Here is an 18,219-nt window from a genome sequence, read left to right as displayed (position 1 = left end):
AATTAATGAAATATTATGCAGATTGGCGAATGAGGGAAAAAGTGGGCCGAATTACTTTTCTGAACCTTTTTTGCAAGACAATAACCTGGCTCCGGGCCGATGCTCCCATTTTTCTTTGCTAAGTTAAGGCGTTTAAGATAGCTTGCATGCTCCAGGGTTTCTTTTTGTCCGAATGGTCGGTTAAAGAATAGCAGGGGAGCGCGAGATGCTATTAGTTGTTAAGCATCAATTCAAAAACACCTCATCCAAAAACACCCAGCCCGGTTTGCCTTTGGCCGGATGCCATGCCGGCACGCTTTTAAGCGGTTGGGCAACCAGTTTGATGCAGGATATCTTTTGTTCGGATTTTAACTTACATTCCAATGGGGCCAAAATAAACGGATCAGATTTTTTTGGTGCCCCTGTTTTAAGTGTGCTCAACAGCTTGAGATGGTTTTGATCGGCACCTCCCCAAACCTCAACCCCGGCGGGTAAAAAGATCTGGGAACCTGTATTACGCATTACATTGAGACTAACCGAATGCAGATCAATCGGTTTATTAAACCACATGATCACCGCCAGATCCTTTTGCGACGCAACCCATTTTCCGTTGCCAAAATTGTCGCCGCCTAATTCTTTATCGATAATTGTTTTAGCGCCATCGCCTTTGTATTTGTCGTCAGGATATTTGACAAAGCTGATACTATCGGGCGTATAGGCACATTTATAAACATTGAATTGTACGGTATCGCTGCCAACCCATCCGGCTTTAAATGCCCTTGTCCTGATCGTAGTACTTCGGGTAAGTATAATTCCCGGTTTGTAAGATGCAGCCTTGATACTATCAGGCACCGAACCATCAGTAGTGTACCGGATATCCGCACCTTTTATAGGGTTGCTAAGTTGCAAAGCATAATTCTGCTTAAATATAACTGCCGTATTTTTTAACTGCGGACTGGTGAGCTTAAGCGCCTTACCATCATCCTTAAAGCCGGTTAACAGGCTAAGTTTGGGGTTTTGTTTTTGAAGCAATTGCAGGTCGGCCGGGTTCAGGCCGCTATCCCATACCGCAAGTTCATTAAGGCTTTTTATAGCGACGAGCTGTTTTACATCGGCTATATTAAGTTTAACACCCGTTAATGAAATACTTTTGAGATATTTTAAACCTGCTAATTCCTTTAAGCCTTTGCCCGTAACATCACTGAAGTTAAGGTTTAGCCTGCGAAGGTTTTCAAATTTGGCAATCGTTTTCAGGTCGGCATCCTTTACGGGCATCTTGTTCAGATCGAGCGATACCACCTGTTTTTTTATAGAACTTAACTCCTCCAGCACTTTTACATTATAGGCGCTTTTATTGTAGATATTAACCGCTAACGCCGGCGACTCGCTGGCCAGCGGATAAATCACCCGGTAATTGTTGTTCAGCTTTTGAATTTCTTTTTCATTGGCTGCCGAAAAGTCATAAACCTCTTCTTCGCTTTCGGCGGGTTTTAAACGGGTGGCGGCTATCATCCGTAACGAATCGTTAGCTGGCAGGTCGATCACTTTTTTGCCGAAGCGCGCTTTACTTTTTATCCAAAGGTAAAGCAGCATTTTTTCATCATCAGTAAGTTGTGTTTTGCCGGTAGGCGGCATGTGTTTTTTCTCGTTTTCGGGCAGGTGCACACGTTGCAGCAGCAGGCTCATGGCCGGGTCGCCGGCTATGAATAGCTTGCCGGTTTTGCCGCCTTTCATTATCGCTGCCGAATCGGTAAGCATTAGGCCACCTTTCTTTTTATCGATATTATGGCAGCTTTGGCATTTAACCTCAAATATCGGGCGGATCACATCGTTATAAACCAGGGCCTGGTCTATCGGTACCACGTTTTTGCTCTTATCCATTACCGGGCCCAAAACAAAATCATTGCCATGGGTAAGGTTGCCGCCAAGGTGCCCGGCAACAATTAAACAGAAAACGGTTATTATAGCTCCGGCTTTAGCGAGCTTTATGGTATATTTTGAGGTATGGCGGATGAGGTACACTCCATACCCGGCAAAGGCCACGCTTACTCCAAACCATTTATGCCATTGTAAAGTATCGCCTTCATAGCCCGACTCCCTTGAAAGGAACAAGCCCATGATCACCGTTATTGATGACAGTAATGCACCCAGCAGCAGCAGGTAACTTGTAAAGGTTTGATACAGTTTTTCGTTAATAAACTCGGCCCGATAACGGAAAAACTCCATCACCATGGCCAGCATCAGTATCACGATGGGGAAATGCAGAATGAGTGGGTGCATACGGCCAACCGGTTGCAGCCAGCGGGGCACAACCAGGCTATCGCCGGCTATAAGCAGCACTACAATAAAAATATTAAGGGCAAATAATGTCCCTTCCGCAAAACCTTTGTGGCTGCTTTTCATATACGCCGGGCTATATGTGTATTAATTAAACCCTTGTGAATTTATAAGGATATACTTTGCCTGATGCCCATTGGGCTACGTACAAATTCTCGTCGTTATCCACACAAACATCATGTGGGTTCAGGAAAATCTTTTCGGCCTGGGCCATTGGTTGCAGTACGCCGTCGGTATACACTGGTTCGGTACCGCCAAGGTTGGATACTACTTTGTTGTTTTTATCTAATATGGTAGTAAAGCCGGTATTCTCCTTGCTCAGGTCGGGCGAGCGAAGTACGGCAGCATACAAATGATCGCCCTTAATTACCGGGCGGCAAACGCAGGCTCCCGGAAGCTTGATCACTTCCTGTAGTTTGCCATCCATGCTGAAGCGCTTAAAGCAGTTACGGGTACGATCGGTGACCAGTAATGTCGGTGTATCATATCGCCTGTCAATCACGATACCGTGCGCATTATCCAGGTGTTCGTCCCCCTCGCCTTTACCACCGAAGAAGCCTTTCAGTTTGCCATCTTTATCATAATGGGTAACGTATTGCGCACCGTAGCCATCGGCAATAAAAATGTCGCCATTGCTGTCGATAGTAGTTTCGGTGGGAACAAATTCTTCGGATTTTTTGTAAACGCCGGTTTCGAGCGGCACATTAATGGTCATTAAAATACGACCATCAAGCGTGGTTTTATAAACCTGGTGTTTTACGGTATCGGTTATGAACAGTACTTCGGTGCCGTTTTCATTAAACAGGGTGAGGCCATGTGCGCCGGGAAAATCATGCCCCCAGGTACTTAGCAGCTTGCCCGATTTATTATAAATGAGTACATTGTTCTTAGTCTCGTTAGTGAGCAGTAAAATGCGGCCTTTTGAATCCTGTACCATCTCATGGCAATCATTCACCGGGTTCTTCTGCGAATCGGCCTTGCTCCAGTTTTTATCCATGCGATAGCGCATATTACCATGACCGTAAATTGGGCCGTCGTCTTTCGCTAACAAATCTTTGGCTATAAAAAAGCCTGCTGATAAAACTGAAGTGTGCTTGATAAATTCTCTTCTTTCCATACCGTTGATTTTTATGATTGCGTTGATTTCGCTGATATTTTATTGATTTACTTTAATTGCTGCCGCGGGACTGTGCCCCGTGGTTCGCATCGTTTCAGCTTTCAGCCGAAATTGTGTAAGCTGAAAGCTTACTTTATGGTTTACCACGGGATACGCTGCGCTAATCCCGCGGCAGTTAATTTGTTTTTAAAGCCTTCTCCCTTGGGGAGGGTTTGGGTGGGATTTATGCTATTATCCCCTTCACCACATTCCCCGCTACATCCGTCAGCCTATATCTCCTGCCCTGGCTTTTATAAGTTAGTTTTTTATGGTCGATGCCTAATTGATTTAAAATGGTGGCATGAAAATCATGTACATGTACCGGGTCTTTCACAATGTTATAGCCAAACTCATCGGTTTCGCCGTAAACGATGCCCGGCTTAATACCACCGCCGGCCATCCAGATGCTGAAACAGCGGGGATGATGGTCGCGACCATAATTGGCTTTTTCCAGTTTACCCTGGCTGTAATTGGTTCGTCCGAATTCCCCGCCCCAGATTACCAGTGTTTCATCCAACAGACCACGTTGTTTCAAATCAGTAACCAGTGCTGCGGATGCCTGGTCGACATCTTTAGCTTGCCCGGCCATTTCCTGCGGTAGGTTGCTGTGCTGGTCCCAGCCCTGGTGGTAAAGCTGCACAAAGCGTACGCCGTTTTCAGAAAGTTTGCGGGCCAGTAGGCAGTTAGCCGCATAAGTGCCGGGAATAAGACACTCCGGCCCGTACATCTTCACAATATCGTCCGACTCCTTACTTACGTCCATAATTTCGGGTACGGCGGTTTGCATGCGGTAGGCCATTTCATATTGCTGTACCTTGGTATTTATTTCCGGGTCGCCGAACTCTTTGTAGTTCATGTCATTGAGCTCGGCCAGTTTATCCAGCATTTTACGGCGCTCGTGACGGTTCAGTCCTTCAGGATCATTCAGGTACAGGATTGGGTCTTCGCCGCTGCTGAACTGTACACCCTGGTGAATGGAATCTAAAAAGCCATTGCTCCACAGTTTGGAGTAAACACCCTGCCCGTTTCCCTTGCCTTTAGATAACAATACGGTGAAAGCCGGTAGGTTTTTGTTTTCGCTGCCGAGGCCGTAGCTTACCCACGAGCCCATGCTTGGGCGGTTACCCTGCTGTGCCCCTGTCTGGAAAAAAGTTAGCGCCGGGTCATGGTTGATGGCATCGGTATTAAGCGATTTAATAATGCAGATATCATCGGCAATTTTGCCTATGTGCGGAAACATATCGCTGATCCAGGCGCGCGACTCGCCGTACTGCTTAAAATCATAAAACGAACCCACCAGCGGAAATGAAGCCTGCTTGGCCGTCATGCCGGTAAGGATCTGGTTGCCGCGTACCGATGCCGGCAGTTCCTGCCCCATCATTTCACGCAGCTTGGGCTTGTAATCAAACGACTCCAGTTGTGAGGGCGCTCCATCCTGGAAAAGGTAGATTACCCGCTTGGCCTTTGGCGCAAAGTTGGGGATGCCGGGGATAAAATCAGCCTCGGCTTCATCGCCCTTGCCGCTAAACAGATCAGGAATGAGCAATGAACCCAATGCCACGCTGCCAATGCCCAGACTGAGCCTGGAAAGAAACCTGCGCCGGTTGATGTTAAGCCTGTTTTCTAAAAAATATTTTTCCATGTGCTCAGGTTTTTGTTATGGCTTCTTCCAGATTATACATGGTATCAACCACTTTCATCATAGCTGCCAGTGTTATTTTATCCAGATTGGCCGGTACCGGGTATTCGCCCACGGTTAGCAATTTTTCGGCATCGGCCTTTTTCATGGTTTTTAGTTCATCTGTATAGTATGAAGTTAAAATAGCCAGTTCTTTTTCCTGCGGATGGCGACAGAGGATCAAGCGGAACGCTTTGGTGATCTTTGCTGTCGGCGTGCTTTTATCCTGCAAAAGCTTTGCAGCTAAAACCCTCGCACTTTCCAATACGGTTGGGTCATTGAGCATTACCAGGGCCTGTAATGGTGTATTGGTACGCAGGCGTTTTACCTCGCACTGGTCGCGGTTGCTGGCATCAAAAATACCTAAGGATGCTGGCGGAACGGTACGTTTAATTAGGGTATACATTCCCCTGCGGTACAGGTTAGGCCCATGCACCTGTTTGTAATTTGCCAAAATCCCCCTGCCCGAGGTGGCATTTTCCCAAAGGCCTGGCGGCTGGTAAGGGTTAACACTCGGGCCGCCAATGGTTGGATTAAGCAGCCCGCTGCTGGCCAGCACCAGGTCACGAACAAATTCGGCAGGTAAACGGCCCCTTGGGCCCCGGGCTAATAAAGTATTATCCGGATCTCCCTTCAGTTTTTCGGGTGTGGCCGCTGCCGATTGCCGATAAGTGGCCGACATTACCATCTGTTTTACCAGCCGTTTAATATTCCAGCCATGATCGCGGAAATCAACCGCGAGCCAGTCAAGCAATTCCGAATGCGACGGCAGATCTCCCTGCATACCGAAATCTCCAGAGCTTTTTACGATGCCCTTGCCGAAAAACTCCTGCCACATTTGGTTTACAAATACACGTGCGGTAAGCGGGTTATTTTTGTTGAATAGCCATTCGGCCAAACCCAGGCGGTTTTTTGGGTAGTTATTGGTAAATGGCAAAATGGATTTGGGCGTACCGGCCTGCACCTCATCGCCATGGGCATCGTAGTTGCCTCGTTTGAGGATGTATGTCGGCCGCACCTTGTCACTATCCGTCATGATGGATACGATGAGCTTATCGGTATCGCGCTTGTTCACAAAAGTCAGGATCTTTTTAACATCGTCGTTACTGATCTGCATCATCGGATTTTTGGCGTAGGTTTCGGGCCCACCCACGGTTGATTGCAAGCCCACTTCTTTCACATTATTAAAAAAGGCATAAACCTGGTAGTACTCTTTTTGCGAAAAAGGGTCGTATTTGTGATCATGACAATGCGCGCATTCAAGCGTGACGCCCAACATGGCCTTGCCGAAGGTATTGGTTCGGTCGGTTACATAACTTACCCGGTATTCCTCATCAATTACGCCGCCTTCTTCGGTTATTTTGTGGTTGCGGTTAAAGCCCGTAGCCAGCAACTGCTCCTTAGTGGCGTTTGGTAGTTGATCGCCCGCCAGCTGCCAGGTAATGAATTTATCATATGGCAGGTTTTCGTTATAGGCATGGATCACCCAGTCGCGCCATGGCCATTGGGTGCGGTAATTATCATCCTGATAACCGTGCGAGTCGGCATAGCGGGCAACATCCAGCCAGTGCAGCGCCATTTTTTCGCCGTATTGCGGAGCTGCCATCAGCTTGTCCACCATTTTTTCGTAAGCATTGGCGCTTTTATCGGCTAAAAACTCATCCATTAAAGCAAGGGATGGCGGCAGACCGGTCAAATCGAGTGAAATGCGTTTCAGCAGACGTTCTTTATCCGCTTCGGGATTCGGTTCCAGGCTGGCCTGCTCCATTTTTTGCAGTACGAAATTATCGATAGCATTTTTAGGCCATGCCGCGTTTTTTACCTGCGGAACCGGGTAATTTCGCGGAGCGACAAAAGCCCAGTGCTTTTCATATTTGGCGCCCTGTTTTATCCACTTGTGAATGAGTTCAACTTCATAGGGCGATAACCTTTTTAAATTGGATGACGCCGGCGGCATCTGCTCGGTGGTGTCTTTGGTAGAGATTCGGCGATAAACCTCCGATTGCATAGGATCTCCGGGTACAAGCGCGTGCGAAGATGGGTTATCTTTTAATGCCTTATAGGCGCTCTCCGGAAGATCAAGCCTAAGGTCGGCTTCACGATGTGACGCATCAGGGCCGTGGCATTTATAGCACTTGTCTGAAAGTATTGGGCGGATATTAAAGTTGTAGCTGATGGTATCGGGCACCTGTTCTTCGGCTATCCCGCCGGATGAATGGCAGGAATAAAGCGTGTACAGCATGCAGATGGCTATTGTAAGCCACACATAATACAACTTCCGGTACATGGGTTTAAAATTGGTTAAACAGAAATTAAAGTTATATAATTTATAGCACAATTTGCAAATACATATTTATGTACTCAAATTGATTTAGCGGGGGCAATATAGCATGAAAAATGATATGTTCATACATTTTGTACAAATGTTTTAACATACGCGCAAAGGAGGGCATTTTTAAAAGAGTAAAAACGGAATAGCCGATGAACAATAAATTGAATTTGACCGGCTAATATTTGTTTTTTTAATGTAAAGGAGCAATGTTCTGATTGATCATCTTTTCCAACTTTTTAATATCCCGGTAAACGATATATAAAGGGATGATCCCAAAAATACCGAAGCAGCAGTCAATGAACCGCCAGTAAACGGGGATACCGCGGATTGGGCCGGCAATAAAGGCCAGCGGGAACACCATTACACAGGCAATCATGCCAAACTCAATTATCCAAATGTTTTTAACCGGATTTTTCAGCGGACCAACAAATGCCATAGCAATAACCAAGTGCCCGAAAGCCAGCCAGTCGGTACCATACGCCAGGTAAGGATAGTTTTGATTGGTTGTTTTTACGGCGAGATAAACATTGGTTAGCCAGTCATGCATAAATCCTGGAATACAGAGGCATGATTAGCAAGCCAGGCAAGTTCAGTTTCGATAGGGAAGGCGGTTACACCACTTAGTACCAGACCGATGATAAATACAATTACCCAGGTTTTTATTTTTTTGCGAAGTTCAGGTTCGGTTTTCATAACTGAGGCAATGTAGGAAATTTATAAACAGAGGTGTAACCGCGTGCTTGTTTTTTAATGAGTACGTGGCCCGGGGGCTTGCGATTGTAACGCAACTGGCGATACAATCGCCAAACCATATTAAGCGCTCGTTGCAAACGAGCGCAAGGTTAAAAGATTAAAACTGCAATAGTTCCCTCTTTAAGAGGTTAGCGGGTGGCGCAATATTTCCGTATAAAGTTATCGGCTTTATCGCTGCCTATGTTGCGGATAAAATTCCAGTCATGGCAGGCGCCTTCTTTGTCGCCTTGTTTAAATTTTTCGCCGGCCTGGCTTAGTACATCATTTATAAAATCATCATCGTAGCCAAGTTGTTTTTTGAGGTTAATAATGATAGCCTCTTTGGTGGTATCGGCCTTGCCTTTGTATTTATTGCTGTAGTAATTGGTCACTGCGTTTTCCAGTTCCTGCTGAGCTTTATAGCTGGCAATGGCGCTTTGCATATCGCGGATACTGGCAGGTCCGCAACGTGCGGGATCAGGGTCAAAACGGATGGGTTGAACGATATTGGTTTTAAGATTATACCCCGCCGGGACCACCCACTGACCCGATGTAAGTTTAATAACCCTCAAAGCTTCATCGTCGAGGTCGATGCCGGGGCCATCCTGTACTTTAGCATCATGTACCACACCATCTTTATCAACCATAAACGAAACATTGATGGTTCCCGAAATACAATTTTGCCGCGAATATTCAGGATAAATGATCTTTGTCTTCAGGAAATCATAAAACGCCTGCTGTCCGCCTTTAAACGCAGGCTGCTGGCCAAGCAACGTACTTGCTGTAAAAATGAGCAACGCGATATGGAGACAAAGTGCTTTAAGCATAGTATAAATATCGACAATAAATTGCGGATTATGTTTAGATAGCCTTAGAAAGAATTATGGTTGAATAACTAAACGGATAGTCATATTTGTTTCAGTACCCCATTTGCAAGCGGCTTACCAATCAAGTTGCTGTTATTTGCTGACCACGTGTTTTTATATAACTAAACCGAAATCGAAGATCCGAATTCCCAAATCAAAGCACCTGGTTAAACTCCAACCGTTCGCCATCCGGCCCGGTGATGTTGAAATATTTGCAGCCATTTTTCCAGAATTGTAAAAACACGGGCTCTGGTTCGATCACGTTGAAGCCAGCTTCTTTAATAGTTTTAAAGGCGAGGTTGATATCATCAACATCAAAGGCTACATGATCAATGTGCCCGTTTGATCTTGAACGGATCTCGGCCAGCGAAGCTTCAGGCAATTGGTAAAGCTCCATGATCATATTGCCGCGCTGCATCATAACGCAGGTGCCGGTACCGCTGTTATCGGTAAAAGGGGCTTGCATTACATTGTGAAAGCCCAGTCTGGCGTAAAATTGTTGTGATGCTTCAATATTGGTTACCGGCACGCCGATATGTTGTATTCCGTTTATTGCTAAATTTATATGATTGCTCATGCTGATAATCAGTTGTTTATTATGGATTTAATGTATGTTTAAACACTCGGTAACAGATATGGTTGGCAACGCCGGCAAAATAAATATGCAGTAATTATCATCCATCCATCATTTTACACAAGCTTAACACATTTGATGTAAATTGCAGTTAAACTTGCACCAATTAAAACATATTAATGAAGATCGGAATTGTTTGTTACCCAACCTTTGGCGGAAGCGGGGTTGTTGCCACTGAACTTGGTAAAGCCCTTGCAGACCGTGGTCACCAGGTTCATTTTGTGACCTATAACCAGCCGGCGCGGTTGGATCTCTTTTCCGAAAACCTGTTTTATCACGAAGTTTCGGTTTCCAACTATCCGCTGTTCGATTTTCCGCCGTACGAGCTGGCCCTGGCAAGCAGGCTGGTTGATGTGGTACGTCATGAACAATTGGATGTACTGCATGTGCATTATGCTATACCCCATGCTTCGGCCGCGTTTATGGCCAAGCAAATATTAATGACCTATGGCATTTACATCCCGGTGGTAACTACGCTGCACGGCACAGATATTACGTTGGTTGGTAAAGACCGCACCTTTAAACCGGTTGTTACTTTTTCCATTAACCAAAGTGATGGTGTAACAGCCGTATCGCAAAACCTTAAAGAGGATACCTATAAGTTTTTTGATATTAAGAAGGATATCCTCGTGATCCCTAACTTTATTGACCTTAGCAGGTTCAGCCTTAAACCTAAAGATCATTTTAAGAAAGCGATTGCACCTTCGGGCGAAAAGATCCTGGTACATACCTCCAACTTCCGTAAGGTGAAACGTACCGAAGATGTAGTGAAGATTTTTGCTAAAGTGATCAAAAAGATCCCGTCGAAACTGCTGATGGTAGGCGACGGCCCCGAACGTTCCATGTGCGAGCAGCTTTGCCGCGATTTGGGCGTTACCGATAATGTACGCTTTTTAGGTAAACAGGATGCTGTTGAAGAGATCCTTTCTGTATCCGATTTATTCCTGATGCCATCGCAATCAGAAAGTTTTGGCTTAGCGGCTCTTGAAGCTATGGCTTGTAAAGTACCGGTGATCAGCAGTAATGCCGGTGGTTTGCCCGAATTAAATATTGATGGCGTAACAGGCTTTTTGAAAGAGCCAGGAGATGTAGAAGGTATGGCAGAAAAAGCAATATTTATTTTGGAGGATGAAGAACGTTTAGCTAAATTTAAAGAAAATGCACTGGCACACGCCAAAGAGTTTGAATTATCTACTATTTTGCCCAAATATGAAAACTTTTACCTTGAGGTAATTGAGCAAAATAAAGCTAAGCTGTTTAACCAACAGTTGTAATAAACCTGATACAATTCAAAAAATATTCTTTAAAAGTTAAATTTTATCGGTTTCGTTAATTAATTTAGTTTTTCACTCCTAAAAGTTAAAACTTATGGCAAAGCACACACTAAAAAGCGGACAACTCCTTAAGTACATCGGAAAGAAATGGAAAAACCTGCACATTGGTCATCCATTAAAATTTATGGGGTACGATGAGAATAGTTTCGCCGACATCTGGGTGGAATACCAGGGTAAATTAATGCTTCTGGCACTTAAGGATGTGGAAACACTAAGCGTTGCTTAAGTAGATAACTTGAGCCGGTCTGTTCAAAAGACAAGGGAAAATAGCCTTACTCATGCATACGTGCTAAGTAAGGCTATTTTATTTTTAGCGAAAAGAAACCTATATTAGCGTCACAAAAGGAAATGGTGTCTTCCTACTTAACCGCCCTAAAAAGCTGATGGCGCCTACAGACAATTAACTCACGGGCTTTTATCCTGTGCTAATTTTTTGTGGGTACATAAATATCAGCAACATGCAAAATCAAAACCAACTTTTTTCTTCGCAACATTTCGCAATTCTTAAAAACGCCCTCCGGTGGACGGTCATTATCATCCCCATAGCTGTTGTTATTGGCAGCGCGGTTGCCTTATTCTTGTGGTTGTTGAGTTGGGCTATCCATTTTAGGTTTGCACATAACTGGCTGTTGTATTTGCTGCCGTTGGCAGGTATCGCGATATTTTTCATTTATAAATTTTTTGGTGGTCCGGCCGAAAAGGGGAATAATTTAATTATTGATGAAATCCATAACCCCGGTGGCGGGGTCCCTAAGCGTATGGCCCCACTGGTGCTGATTACTACTATTATTACTCATTTGTTTGGCGGCTCGGCCGGGCGCGAGGGAACGGCGGTACAAATGGGCGGCAGCTTAGCCCAAATGATAGGCAAATGGCTTATGCTTAATGAAGCTGATACCCAAACAGTACTTACCGCGGGCATAGCGGCGGGTTTCGGTGCGGTATTTGGTACGCCGTTAACTGGTGCTGTTTTTGCAATGGAGGTGCTGACGATAGGCCGGGTGCAATATAATGCGCTGCTGCCATGTCTTATTGCGGGCATTGCCGGCGATATTACGGTGGCCGCCTGGGGTGTTCATCATACGCCTTATCATATTGATATTATCCCTGTTATCCCGCATTGGTTTTCAGGCTATGTTTCAACCGACCTGTTAATGATCATCAAAACGATAGTAGCTTCTATCGCTTTCGGGCTGGTCAGTTACCTTTTTGCCAAAATGGTACATGGCATCAAAAGTTTTTTTACCCAATACATTAAAACACCCTGGTTGATCCCGTTTATTGGCGGGCTGATCATTATCGCGCTTACTTTTGTTAATGGCAAACCCGATTATCTGAGTTTAGGGGTAGATGCCGAACATGTTGGTGCTGTTACAATCCCTTCGGCTTTTCATGCCGGCGGTGCCGATACCTGGAGCTGGCTCTGGAAAACCATTTACACTACCGTAACCTTAGGCACAGGTTTTAAAGGCGGAGAGGTAACACCGCTGTTTTATATTGGCGCAACTTTGGGTAACACTTTATCCGGCTTACTTGATGCGCCGGTTAGCCTGTTTGCTGCTTTGGGCTTCATAGCCGTTTTTGCAGGCGCGACTAATACCCCGCTGGCCTGTACTTTTATGGGGATAGAACTTTTTGGTGGCGAACACGCCCTGTTGTTTGCCGTGGCCTGTTTCACTGCCTATCTTTTTAGCGGGCATACGGGTATATATGGCTCCCAAAGAATTGGGGTTACTAAGTTAACTGGTGGGCCGGCCGATGACAAAACGCTTTCGGAAGCAATGAAAAGGCGCGGATATTTATACCATAAACTGGCAAAATATAGTTTCCTTAAAGCGAAGGAATAAGGATTATTTAGTGGCGGTAACCACAATGTAAGGAGATAATAGCTTTGATTCAACCGGGATGATTTTGGTAAAAACCTTGCCTGCAACCCAAACCAATTTGGTGATCGCTTTAGCTATGACAGGCTTGTTAGCCTTATCTTCCAGCCAAACCGAAAATTTGCCGTAATAATATGCCTCAACATTTTTTAAGCCAAGTTCCTTGCAATAGCTGGCCAGTAATGGAGGGTTCATACTATTGATGTTGTGTTTTTCGTAGTTATTAAGGTCGTAGTTGCGTTGTACCCATCCGTTAACACCGGTAAAGTTAGGCAGGGTAATAAACAGTGTGCCTCCCGGTTTAAGGAAAGAGAGGTGTTTTTCAATGATGCCTTTGGTATCATTAAAATGCTCTATCAATCCGCATGAAAGTACCAGGTCATATTCGGTTTCGGGTTGGTATTTGAACAGGTCGCCTTCAATAACCGCGATGTCCCGATCATTAAGCTGATTGGCATCCAGTACTTCCTTCAAAACTTTTGGGTGCACATAAAAATCGAACAGCGTAGTTTTTAACCCGAAATACTTCTTCAAAAAAATGGCAAAATAACCCGGAAAACCCCCAAGCTCAATAGCCGACGCCGGTTTGTTGGTATCGATAATGCTTTTTAGCAGCTTATGAAAAGTATAATTAGCCGGCACATTAAAAGCCAGGTCTTTTTTTGATTCCCAGTAACCGGCCCAAAATGCCTTGTCGGTGAGTTCGTTGCTCATGGGTGCAAAGGTATAAAAAGTAGGCAGTTTCCGGTCGGCGGTTTTCAGTTGGCAGTTTTCATTGTGCAGTAAGCAGTATTTAATAAATGGGAATGTTTAACAACTTACAGTCGCCAACAGAGTACTGCCAGCTGCTTACTGTAAACCCTTAAAACTATACCCTTCCTTACTCCAAACCTCCAAAGCCCGCGGCAGTACATATTCCAATCGATCAAAAGCTTTGATGCTGTCATGAAATACTACCATCGATCCTGCTTCGGTATATTTAAGCACTCCTTTTAGGCAATCTTCAGGTTTAAGGGCCGCATCAAAATCGCCGCTGAGCACATCCCACATAAAAATATTTAGATTGGGTCTCGCTGCTTTCAGCGCCCGGATCTGCGCCCTTTTTATCCGCCCGTACGGAGGACGAAACAACGGCGTATCCAGCAACTTATCGGCCTGTAAAAAATTATCAAGATAGGTTTGGGTATCGGTTTCCCACCCTTTGAGATGGTTGAAAGTATGATTGCCTATGGCATGGCCGCCGGCTTTTACCTGTTCAAAAATATCGGGGTGCTTGCGTACATTGTCGCCAATGCAAAAAAAGGTGGCTTTGGCATTGTATTGTTTTAAAATATTTAATACAGCCGGTGTAACAATTGGTATAGGGCCGTCGTCAAAAGTGAGATAAATGCAACGGTCAGTTGATTTTATATCCCAGGTAAGTTGGGGATAAAGCTTTTTTAGCGGCCAGGGAGTTTTAACCAGGTACATACAGATGAGGTAGTTTGTGTTTTATCCCTATTAACAATATTTAACAAAAATAAACACTGCAATGTAATGAACAGTTGCTTACCATTGTATAGAAAAACCTTATGAAACTAAAATTATTACTATCAGTTAAAGCAACGCTCATTTGCACAATTATATTTTCGGTATGCAGCTTTAATGCCGGCGCGCAGGAAGTAATAGGCTTGCAAAAGGCAGTAGACCTGGCCCTTGAACGTAACCTTACTATTAAACAAGCCGAGTTCACAGCTGCCATCACCAACGAAGATCTTAAACAGTCGAAATATAATCAACTGCCAAATTTAGCAGTAAGCCCACAGGGCTCATTCAACTTTGGCCGTAATATCGACCCTTCAACCAACCAGTTCAGCAACCAGCGAATTTTGGCGGTTAGCGGTAACTTCACCTCACAAGTTACCCTCTTTCAGGGCGGACAATTGCGGAATACGGTAATCCAGAATAGGATTTTGCTTGATGCCGACAAAACCAACGTTGCCAAAGTAAAAAATGACCTGATATTGAACGTAGTTACCACTTATCTGCTGGTATTAACCAACCAGGATCTGGTAAAAGCGGCCCAGCAGCAAATTGATGTATCCAAAATAGCTTTAGACCGCGCGCAGAAAAGTTTTGATGTAGGTAATCAAACCCTTGCCGATCTGTCGCAGGCAAAAGCGCAGCTCTCAACCAACGATCTGAATTACACCAATGCCGAAAATCAGTTGGAGCAATCGCTCCTGACTTTAAAGCAATATATGGAGATGGATCCCGGTACTGATATTAGAGTTGAAAGGCCCGACATCAGTAAGCTAAACAATGTGAAAACCGTGTACGATGCACAGGAGGTAGTAAAAACAGCTCTTGCAGTAAATCCCGATGTGTTATTAGCCGAACAACGTCAAAAAGCTGCGGCGCAGGGTGTTAAAATAGCAAAGGGAAATTATTATCCGTCGGTGGTTTTGTTTGGTGCTGCCGGCTCTTATTTTTCTGATGCCAAGAATACGCCTTTTGGCGCTACGCCAACCGGTAAATTTGATACTGTTGGCTTTGTTCAAAACTCGCAGCAGGCGGTTGTGGTGCCTAATTACAAAGTAGGCTTCAAGAGCAACCCCTTTTTCAGGCAACTGGGTGATAACTTTAACCAATCGGTGGGAGTAAGCTTGCAGGTCCCTATTTTCAATAGGTTCTTGGCTCGCACTGCGGTACGGAAAGCGAAACTGCAAAACCAAAATGCCGAAGTAACGGCGCAGCTGGCGCGAAATAACCTGAGTAAAATTATTTACCAGGCAGTATGGGATTTGCAGGCCGCCGATAAGCGTTATGCATCGGCAACTCAAACCTATAACGCAAATAAAGATGCATTTAACATTATACAGCAACGCTACACTGTAGGTTTGGTTAACTCGCTTGATTATAATACCTCATTAACCAACCTTAACAAATCGCAGTTTGATATGATTGAGGCGCAATACCAGGTGATTTTCAGAAGCAAAGTCATTGACTATTATTTAGGTAACCCTATAACACTTTAATAAAATCTTAACCGTAAAATATCCAAATTCACCGTCATGGGAAAAACTACTAAATATATTCTGATAGGTCTTGGTGCACTGATTGTCCTGCTGATCATTGCTAAGGTTACGGGCCTGATAGGCAAGCCCGCGCTAACCCAGGTAGCTACCGAAAAGGCCGAAACACGCGAAATAAATGAAACCGTATCGGCCAGCGGAAAGATCAAACCACATGTTGAGGTTAAGATAAGCCCCGAAGTATCGGGTGAGGTGGTTGAGCTGCCAATAAAAGAGGGTGATGTGGTTAAAAAAGGCCAATTGCTTTGTAAGATCAGGCCAGATATTTTAAAATCAGGGTACGACCGGGCTATCGCGTCATACAATACCCAAAAAGCAAGCGTAGGTAATTCAAGCCAGATGCTTAAACAAGCCGAAGCTACTTATGCTAACCAGGCCGGTATTTACAAGCGCAGTAAAGAGCTTTATGATAAAAAAGTGTTAACGGTTTCGGAATTTGAAAATGCCAAAGCTGCATATGAAGGCGCTAAAGCATCGCTTGAAGCTGCCAAACAAAATGTGGTAGGCTCGCAATATGGCCTGGCACAATCACAGGCATCGGTTAAGGAAGCACAGGATAACCTCGCGAAAACAACTATCTATTCGCCGGTTGATGGTGTGGTTTCAAAGCTATCTGTTGAAAAAGGTGAGCGTGTTTTGGGTACCCAGCAATTTGCCGGTACCGAAATCATGACTATATCTGATCTGAGCAAAATGGACGTGAATGTTGACGTGAATGAAAATGACATCAACCGCATCTCCCTTGGCGATTCATCAAAAATTGAAGTTGACGCGTTTTTAGGCAAGAAATTTACCGGTGTGGTAACTGAAATAGGCAGTTCGGCAAACGTGGTAGGTACATCTGCCGACCAGGTAACAAACTTTACTGTAAAAGTGAGGATCAATGCCGATTCATATGCCGCCCTGTTAAAGAAAACAGCCGATAATCCATCACCTTTCCGTCCGGGGTTAACAGCCACTGTTGATATCAGCACCAATTCGGCCAAAGCTCTGTCGGTACCAATCCAATCGGTAACCACCCGCGAGGAAAAGAAAGAAAATAACGGTCCGCCGAAAGCTGATGAGGATAAGAGTAAACCACAAATCAGCCCGGTAGCCAAAGAATACGTATTTGTACTAAACGCAGGTAAGCTTAAACAGGTACAGGTAACTACGGGTATCCAGAACGATAGTTACATCCAGATCTTATCCGGCCTTAAAGGTGGCGAAGAAGTTGTATCAGCTCCATATTCGGCTATTTCAAAAACGCTTAGCGATGGGCAAGCTGTTCAGAAAGTAGATAAGTCAAAATTATTTAACGCTGATAATACTAAGTAATTGATATGCATATGTGCAGGATTCAAATGTGCATATCAATTAGATTTTCAGACGCCCGGTTTCGCCGGGCTTTTTTGTGAATGGAATTTCCGATGATTTAAACACTCGTAAAAAAGCGCGAATTTAAGTTGAACAGTTGTCAAGGTCGGGCCCTCGAAGCGTGGACAGAATGCCAGCGTGCAACCCTTCGGCAACTATTATATAGTAACTTACCGGCAATTTAAAAAAGCATATAACTCACATGCTTCAACACCTGGCGTAATTTTTCGAGGGCGATGCTCATCTGGCGTTCAACTGTTTTGGGGGAGATATTGAGCTGCATGGCAATTTCGCGATATTTCATATCGCTGAAACGGCTCAATACAAAAATCTCGCGGCATTTTTCGGGAAGGGTGGCTATGGCAGCTTCTATCTGCAGGGCGAGTTCTTTTTCCTCCAGTCCGTTTTCGAGCGTATTGCGCAGTTCATCAAACAGGTTGTTTTTTTCGAGGTAATTAACGTAAAGGTTTTCTATCTTCTGGCGTTTGAGGTAGTTGAGGCTTCGGTTTTGCACCATTTTAAAAAGATAGGAACTTACTGATGAGCAAAAATTGACCTCATGCCCGCGCTCCCACAGGTGGGTGAATACATCGGCAGTAATTTCTTCGGCAACGGTTAAATCGTTTACAAAACGATTGGAGAACAAGGTTAAGCGGGTATAGTATAGCCTGAACAGGGTTTCAAACGTTTTCGCGTCACCCTGTGTAAATGAGGTTATAGGTAGTTTGTTTTCCTGGATCATTAATCCCGCCTTTAATTAATCCGAATACTTTTTAAAAAACTTTAACAAGTTACAGAGTTTTTCATTCTGTATCAAATTTAATATGGAAATAATGAAAAGCTAAACACAAACATTCT

The 18,219-nt window shown here is 44.6% G+C and carries 16 protein-coding genes and 1 riboswitch; of the genes, 5 read left to right on the top strand and 11 right to left on the bottom strand.

The genetic code is table 11. The features are described 5' to 3' along the window. Positions 1–225: 225 nt before the first annotated feature. From BLP33_RS16240 to BLP33_RS16210, 8 genes are all read right to left on the bottom strand, one after another. Positions 226–2,382 (bottom strand): DUF2231 domain-containing protein, encoded by a 2,157-nt coding sequence (locus tag BLP33_RS16240; protein ID WP_090530709.1) that lies wholly within the window; start codon positions 2,380–2,382, stop codon positions 226–228. A gap of 25 nt (positions 2,383–2,407) precedes the next feature. After that, a complete protein-coding gene (locus BLP33_RS16235; RefSeq protein ID WP_090530706.1) occupies positions 2,408–3,433 on the bottom strand; it encodes an NHL repeat-containing protein in 1,026 nt (341 codons plus the stop codon). 223 nt (positions 3,434–3,656) lie between these two features. Then, positions 3,657–5,114, bottom strand: a complete 1,458-nt coding sequence (locus BLP33_RS16230) for a DUF1501 domain-containing protein (RefSeq protein WP_090530702.1) — start codon at positions 5,112–5,114, stop codon at positions 3,657–3,659. Positions 5,115–5,118: 4 nt separating this feature from the next. Then, on the bottom strand, positions 5,119–7,437 hold the full coding sequence (locus tag BLP33_RS16225; protein WP_090530700.1) for a PSD1 and planctomycete cytochrome C domain-containing protein: 2,319 nt from the start codon (positions 7,435–7,437) through the stop codon (positions 5,119–5,121). Positions 7,438–7,672: 235 nt separating this feature from the next. Continuing rightward, on the bottom strand, positions 7,673–8,029 hold the full coding sequence (locus tag BLP33_RS16220; protein ID WP_217633171.1) for a hypothetical protein: 357 nt from the start codon (positions 8,027–8,029) through the stop codon (positions 7,673–7,675). Next, positions 8,014–8,175, bottom strand: coding sequence for a hypothetical protein (locus BLP33_RS27655; protein WP_217633170.1), 162 nt, complete (start codon positions 8,173–8,175; stop codon positions 8,014–8,016). Before BLP33_RS27655 ends, BLP33_RS16220 begins: the two co-directional genes overlap by 16 nt. A 188-nt stretch (positions 8,176–8,363) precedes the next feature. Then, the gene (locus BLP33_RS16215) at positions 8,364–9,041 is read right to left on the bottom strand and encodes an energy transducer TonB (protein ID WP_090530697.1); all 678 of its coding nucleotides are present in this window, start codon (positions 9,039–9,041) and stop codon (positions 8,364–8,366) included. Positions 9,042–9,234: 193 nt separating this feature from the next. Beyond that, positions 9,235–9,657 (bottom strand): VOC family protein, encoded by a 423-nt coding sequence (locus BLP33_RS16210; protein WP_090530694.1) that lies wholly within the window; start codon positions 9,655–9,657, stop codon positions 9,235–9,237. 176 nt (positions 9,658–9,833) lie between these two features. Here BLP33_RS16210 and bshA point away from each other — a divergent pair, with 176 nt between their 5' ends. The 3 genes from bshA to BLP33_RS16195 all read left to right on the top strand — a co-directional run bounded on the left by bshA (position 9,834) and on the right by BLP33_RS16195 (position 12,895). Then, positions 9,834–10,988, top strand: coding sequence for an N-acetyl-alpha-D-glucosaminyl L-malate synthase BshA (gene bshA, locus BLP33_RS16205; protein ID WP_090530693.1), 1,155 nt, complete (start codon positions 9,834–9,836; stop codon positions 10,986–10,988). 94 nt (positions 10,989–11,082) lie between these two features. Then, a complete protein-coding gene (locus BLP33_RS16200; RefSeq protein WP_090530691.1) occupies positions 11,083–11,274 on the top strand; it encodes a hypothetical protein in 192 nt (63 codons plus the stop codon). 109 nt (positions 11,275–11,383) lie between these two features. Further along, positions 11,384–11,448: riboswitch (Fluoride riboswitch) on the top strand. A 58-nt stretch (positions 11,449–11,506) separates the two neighbouring features. Next, positions 11,507–12,895: a voltage-gated chloride channel family protein gene (locus BLP33_RS16195; RefSeq protein WP_090530688.1), complete on the top strand. Its 1,389-nt coding sequence runs from the start codon at positions 11,507–11,509 to the stop codon at positions 12,893–12,895. A gap of 3 nt (positions 12,896–12,898) precedes the next feature. Here BLP33_RS16195 and BLP33_RS16190 read toward each other — a convergent pair whose 3' ends face one another. Then, positions 12,899–13,645 (bottom strand): class I SAM-dependent methyltransferase, encoded by a 747-nt coding sequence (locus BLP33_RS16190; RefSeq protein ID WP_090530685.1) that lies wholly within the window; start codon positions 13,643–13,645, stop codon positions 12,899–12,901. Positions 13,646–13,780: 135 nt separating this feature from the next. Next, positions 13,781–14,401 carry a polysaccharide deacetylase family protein gene (locus BLP33_RS16185; RefSeq protein ID WP_090530682.1) on the bottom strand — a complete coding sequence of 207 codons (621 nt, stop codon included), beginning with the start codon at positions 14,399–14,401 and terminating at the stop codon, positions 13,781–13,783. 101 nt (positions 14,402–14,502) lie between these two features. Between BLP33_RS16185 and BLP33_RS16180 the strand changes: the two genes are divergently transcribed. Next, on the top strand, positions 14,503–15,948 hold the full coding sequence (locus BLP33_RS16180; RefSeq protein WP_090530678.1) for a TolC family protein: 1,446 nt from the start codon (positions 14,503–14,505) through the stop codon (positions 15,946–15,948). Between the two features lie 36 nt (positions 15,949–15,984). Then, on the top strand, positions 15,985–17,322 hold the full coding sequence (locus tag BLP33_RS16175; RefSeq protein ID WP_090530676.1) for an efflux RND transporter periplasmic adaptor subunit: 1,338 nt from the start codon (positions 15,985–15,987) through the stop codon (positions 17,320–17,322). 220 nt (positions 17,323–17,542) lie between these two features. On the opposite strand, the gene BLP33_RS16170 is transcribed toward BLP33_RS16175, so the two are convergent. Beyond that, positions 17,543–18,103 (bottom strand): RNA polymerase sigma-70 factor, encoded by a 561-nt coding sequence (locus BLP33_RS16170; RefSeq protein WP_090530673.1) that lies wholly within the window; start codon positions 18,101–18,103, stop codon positions 17,543–17,545. Positions 18,104–18,219: the final 116 nt, after the last annotated feature.

It is taken from the genome of Mucilaginibacter sp. NFR10 (assembly GCF_900100445.1).
In the GTDB taxonomy this organism is placed as follows: domain Bacteria; phylum Bacteroidota; class Bacteroidia; order Sphingobacteriales; family Sphingobacteriaceae; genus Mucilaginibacter; species Mucilaginibacter rubeus.
The sequence above is the reverse complement of the archived record's forward strand: the minus strand, read 5'-3'. Positions and strand labels throughout refer to the sequence as shown.